3 protein-coding genes and 2 pseudogenes are annotated in these 5,325 nt (G+C 64.5%); 2 read left to right on the top strand and 3 right to left on the bottom strand.

The window, feature by feature from the left end:
* Both AHiyo1_RS24830 and AHiyo1_RS15505 read right to left on the bottom strand, forming a co-directional pair.
* Positions 1 to 348, bottom strand: a pseudogene (locus AHiyo1_RS24830) (hypothetical protein); the annotation flags it as partial.
* The gene (locus tag AHiyo1_RS15505) at positions 341 to 1,156 is read right to left on the bottom strand and encodes an alpha/beta hydrolase (protein ID WP_059389158.1); all 816 of its coding nucleotides are present in this window, start codon (positions 1,154 to 1,156) and stop codon (positions 341 to 343) included. The gene AHiyo1_RS15505 and the pseudogene AHiyo1_RS24830, both read right to left, overlap by 8 nt.
* Before the next feature lie 155 nt (positions 1,157 to 1,311).
* Here AHiyo1_RS15505 and AHiyo1_RS15500 point away from each other — a divergent pair, with 155 nt between their 5' ends.
* Both AHiyo1_RS15500 and AHiyo1_RS15495 read left to right on the top strand, forming a co-directional pair.
* Positions 1,312 to 2,115, top strand: coding sequence for a lysophospholipid acyltransferase family protein (locus tag AHiyo1_RS15500; protein WP_059389157.1), 804 nt, complete (start codon positions 1,312 to 1,314; stop codon positions 2,113 to 2,115).
* A 66-nt stretch (positions 2,116 to 2,181) separates the two neighbouring features.
* A complete protein-coding gene (locus tag AHiyo1_RS15495) occupies positions 2,182 to 3,609 on the top strand; it encodes a class II 3-deoxy-7-phosphoheptulonate synthase (protein WP_370872293.1) in 1,428 nt (475 codons plus the stop codon).
* Positions 3,610 to 3,697: 88 nt separating this feature from the next.
* Here the strand turns inward: AHiyo1_RS15495 and AHiyo1_RS15490 are convergent.
* Positions 3,698 to 5,325: pseudogene (locus AHiyo1_RS15490) on the bottom strand (PASTA domain-containing protein); the annotation flags it as partial.

Here is a 5,325-nt window from a genome sequence, read left to right as displayed (position 1 = left end):
GGTACCGGCGAGGCTCGGCGGGTCCTCCGGGACGAAGCCGTTCCCGTCCTCGACCTCGTAGTCGCGCGGACCGGGCTCCCCGCTGCCCGCGGGTTCTTCCGCAGCGCCCCTTTTGGACAATCCAAGCGGGTCGAAGTCTTGGAAGGAACGGGACGAGGAGCGGCCCGGAACCTCCTCCGGACCTGGACCCGGATCCGTTCCGGAATCGCTGCCAGTCTCCTCGGCGGTGGGCGCCTCGTCCAGGGCGGAGGAAGGCATCGACTCAAGCCTGGCTACCAAATCGAGCCAGACGGCGTCGTCGTCCTTGTTGGCACTCTGGTCGGGGGAATCGGGCCCTGGCCTATTCATGGGGTGAATCCCGGAGCTCGGTGCCGGACGGTGTGGCCCGGGCGGAACTGCTTGTCAGCCCTGCCATGGTTTTCCTGATGAACTCGGCCGAGCCCCGGAAAATCTCCAGGGCGTCGTTGTCCAGCGTGGCCACGTGGTAGCTGTTCTCCAAGGTGCTGAACTCCATCGAAGCCGTGACCCGCTCCTTCAACTGCTTGATGCTCCGTTCCGACACCACGTGGTCCACGGAGGAACGGAACACGCGCACCGGCGCGGAAATCCGGGGGAGCAGGCTAATGGTGTCCTTGTACATCTTTTTCAATTCATGGGCGGCTGCGACCGGCGTCCTGGGGTATGCACCCTCGTCCATGCCGGGTTTGAGGATGTCGTTGGCAATGGCCGGGGTGGACTTCATGACGTGCTTGAGGATGCCGACCACGGCTGCGCGCGGATCATCGATCACCAGCCCCGGATTGACGACGACGGTACCGGCGACCGGCCGCGTAGCCGCGATCCGCAGAGCCAATGTACCACCCATCGACAAGCCGGCGGCGAACACGAAATCGCACTCGGCCTGGAGCTCGAGGTACGCCGCATCCACCGCATGGTGCCACTCCTGCCAGTGCCGGGTGGCCATATCCTGCCACGTGGTCCCATGGCCCGGAAGCAGAGGGAGGCGGACGGCGTAGCCTTCGGCGGCCAGATACTCGGCCCAAGGGCGCATGCTGTGCGGGCTGCCCGTGAAGCCGTGGCTCATCACGACGCCGATGCTGGGTCCACTACCGGTGAAGTCGCTGGCATACGGCGAGGGATCGGGGAGAGTGTTCATGATGACTCCGAGGCTACTCTGTTGGCGGCACTGCTTTCCGTGATGAGTCCATCGTGTCACTGTTCGGGACATTTCTCACTGGAGTAGGGTGGCTTCTGAATGCGGGCCGGGACCGTCCGGACGCCTTGCAGACGCCGCCCCGGAGAGGAACCAAAGTGTTCTATTGGGTCATGAAACGGATCTTTTTGGGTCCGCTTCTCACATTGCTGTTCCGCCCCTGGGTCAAGGGCCTCGACAACGTTCCGCAGGACGGCGCAGCGATTCTCGCTTCCAACCATTTGTCCTTTTCGGACTCGATCTTCATGCCGGTGATGGTGCCCCGGCGCGTCAGTTTCCTTGCCAAGTCCGAGTACTTCACGGGTACCGGGCTCAAAGGCAGGCTTACGGCGATGTTCTTCAGGCTCACCAACCAGTTGCCAATGGACCGATCGGGCGGGGCCGCGTCCGAGTTGTCCTTGCAGGCCGGCAGGGACGTCCTGGCCGACGGTGGCCTGCTGGGTATCTACCCGGAAGGCACCCGCAGCCCCGATGCGAGGCTCTACCGGGGCAAAGTGGGGGTCGCCAAACTTGCGCTCCAAACCCGCGTGCCCGTTGTTCCCGTGGCCATGATCGGCACGGAAAAGGTGCAACCCATCGGCAAGCGTTTGCCCAACATCCGCAGGATAGGGATCATTTTCGGGCAACCATTGGACTTCAGCCAGTATTACGGCCAAGAGGAAGACCATTCCGTTCAGCGCGCCGTGACCGACCAAATCATGTACGAACTCATGCGGCTCTCGGGGCAGGAATACGTGGACGAATATGCCGCCGTCGTCAAGCAGCGGCTGGCCGGGCAGCTTCCGGAGCCCGCGAACGGAAGCGAAGCGAATCCGGCCGACGGCGGGCAAGAAAGCGGCCGTCCGCCCGGCAACGGTTCAGGGCCTGACGGTGACGGCAGCGCAGTGACCGGGAAAGTGTGACGGACGCCGAATAAGGGTTACGGAAGCCGTGCCCCGAACAGCGGGCAAGGCAACTAGTCTTGGAGAGTGACTGAGCTATCCGCGAACCCCGCATCGTCCGTGACCGGCCCCCTGACCAGTTCCCTGGGCAGCCCGCTGACCAGCACCGCGCAAAGCGGCGCGGCAAACTATCCCGGCTTGGACGATTGGCGCCAGCTGCCGATCTCGCAGCAACCCACCTGGACCGACCGGGGCGTCTTCGACGCCTCCGTCAAGGAACTCTCCGTGCTCCCGCCGCTGGTTTTCGCGGGCGAAGTCGACATTTTGCGCGAGCGTCTGGCCGCGGCAGCCCAAGGCAAGGCATTCCTGCTTCAGGGCGGCGACTGCGCCGAGACTTTCGAGGACGCCACAGCTGACAAGATCAGTGCCCGGGTCCGCACCATCCTGCAGATGGCCGTTGTCCTTACCTATGGCGCGGCGATGCCCGTCATCAAGATGGGCCGCATGGCCGGCCAGTTCGCCAAGCCCCGCTCGTCGAACGAGGAAACCCGCGACGGCGTGACCTTGCCTGCGTACCGCGGCGACATCGTCAACGGCTACGATTTCACCCCGGAGTCCCGCGCCCACGACGCCAGTCGCATGCTGAAGGCCTACCACACCTCGGCTTCCACACTGAACCTCATCCGCGCCTTCACGCAGGGCGGCTTCGCTGATCTTCGCCTGGTGCACCTGTGGAACAAGGGCTTCACCGAAAACCCCGCCCACGCCCGCTACGAGTCCTTGGCGCGTGACATCGACCGTGCGATCAAGTTCATGGCGTCCTGCGGCGCCGATTTCGAAGCCCTCAAGCGCGTGGAATTCTTCGCGAGCCACGAGGCATTGCTGCTGGACTACGAGCGTGCCCTGACGCGCATCGACTCCCGCACGGGACTTCCCTACGACACCTCCGGACACTTCCTCTGGATCGGTGAACGCACCCGTGAGCTCGACCATGCGCATGTGGACTTCCTGTCCCGCGTGCGCAATCCGATCGGCGTCAAGCTCGGTCCCGGGACTTCCGGAGACGACGCGTTGCGGCTCATTGACAAGCTGGACCCGAACCGCGAGCCTGGCCGCCTCACCTTCATCACCCGGATGGGTTCCAAGAACATCCGCGAGAAGCTGCCCGCCGTCGTCGAGAAGGTCACTGCCTCCGGCGCCCAGGTCCTCTGGGTCACGGATCCCATGCACGGGAACACTGTCACCTCGCCCAACGGGTACAAGACCCGCAACTTCGACGACGTCGTGGACGAAGTCCGCGGGTTCTTCGAAGTCCACCACGCCCTGGGCACGGTACCCGGTGGCCTGCACATGGAAATGACGGGCGACGACGTCGCCGAATGCCTTGGCGGCGCCGATCCCATTGACCAGGATGCCTTCCTGGACCGCTACGAGTCAGTGTGCGATCCCCGCCTGAACCACATGCAGTCCCTCGAGATGGCATTCCTCGTGGCTGGAGCCCTCACCAAGCGGTAGGCCCCACCAATCGGTGGTCAAGCAGCGGCCCCAATACAGGAAAGGCGATCCGGAACGGTTCCGGATCGCCTTTCCTGTATGCGGGGCCCTATACGACGGTCAAGGTGACCACGGAGCCCTCCGGTGCATCGCTGTCCACGGGGTTCTGGTCCCGGACAGTGCCGAAGAAACCGCCCAGGATGTTGTTGATCTTGACCTCGAATCCGAGGGACTCCAAGGCTTTGCGGGCGGCATCGGCCTGCTTGCCAATGAAGTTCGGGACGTGCACCATCTTCGGACCCTTGGACAGGGTCAGGGTGACGGAGTCGCCGCGGATCAGGGTGCCGTTGGCAGGAGCCTGGCTGACCACGGCCCCCGCGGGGACCTTCTTGTCGTTGACGGGTTCCGGCGCAATTTTGGCGGTCAATCCGGCGTCGCTGATCGCTTTGACGGCGGCTTGCTGGGTCATGCCCCGGACATCCGGTACAGGGAGGGGCTGCGGTCCCTTGGAAACCACCAGTGCCACCGGAGTGCCGTGGCGGACTGCGGTGTCCTGGGCCGGGGACTGGGAGATGACGGTGCCCAAAGGCACTTTGTCGTCATACTGCTCGGTGACTTTGCCGAGCGTCATCCCCGCCACGCCAAGGGCATTCTTTGCCTGGTCGAGTGTCAGGCCGGTCATCGCGGCAAGCGGGAACAACTGTGGACCCTTCGAGACGAAGAGCGACACCGCTTGGAACTTCCTGACTACCTGGCCGGACGCGGGTTCCGTTCCAACCGCCAACCCTGCAGTGACGTCGTCGTCGAACACGTCTTTTGGCTCGGACTGGAAGCCCGCGGTTCTTAGGAGCTGTTGTGCCTCGGCAACGGTCTTGTTCTTGGTGTCCGGTATGGTTCCGGGCGAGCCGGGCCCCATGCCGAAGAACCAGCCCGCCGCTGTGGCCAGGATCGCCAGGACAATCACGACAATTGTCCAGATCACGGCCCGGCGGCGCGGGTTGCCTTCCCGCAAAGAGCGCGACGGCGTTGCCGCCGCCCGGGCGCGGTCCTTTTCTTCCTGGCGCTCCATGCGCTTGATGTCGCGTTTGCTGGGCGGGGCTTCCGCCGGATCCAGGGGTTCGCGGTCCTGTGGCACTTGGATGTCGAAAGCCGGGGCGCCAGCAGAGAATCCCGACGGCGGAAGCACCGTGGTGGGATTGCGCTGGCTTGAGATAATCTCCGTCGGGCGGCCTATCCGTTCCAGGGGCTCCGTACGTTCGGCAGGGAAAGGGGCGACTACCGCGGTTGCCCCGGCCGCGTCTTGTTGTCCTTCCGGCGTTGCCGCCTTTGCGGCCGGCGGGTTGATATCCAGTTGCGCGTCGCTCAAGGTTGTGCGGATGTGCCGCAGTTCAGACAAGAGCGCCGAACCGTCCACAGGACGCTCTTCAGGATCCTTGGCGGTGCACCACTGGACGAGTTCGTCCACGTCCGCGGCAAGGCCGGGGACTGCGAGCGACGGCGGGGCGACGGCCGCGTTGACGTGCTGGTAGGCAACCTGGATGGGGACGTCGCCGGCATAAGGTTGCCCGCCGGTAAGCATCTCGTAAAGCATGATGCCGGTGGAGTAGATGTCGCTCCGGGCATCGGCGGCTTTGCCGAGGACGAGCTCGGGAGCCAGATATGCGACCGTGCCGATCAGGGCGCCGGTGCTGGTTGTCGCCGTGACGGCCGGGCCAGGCCGAAGTCGCCCACTTGATG

It is taken from the genome of Arthrobacter sp. Hiyo1 (genome assembly GCF_001263615.2).
GTDB lineage: Bacteria > Actinomycetota > Actinomycetes > Actinomycetales > Micrococcaceae > Arthrobacter.
Note: the sequence above shows the minus strand (reverse complement) of the source record. Positions and strands in the feature narration are given on the sequence as shown.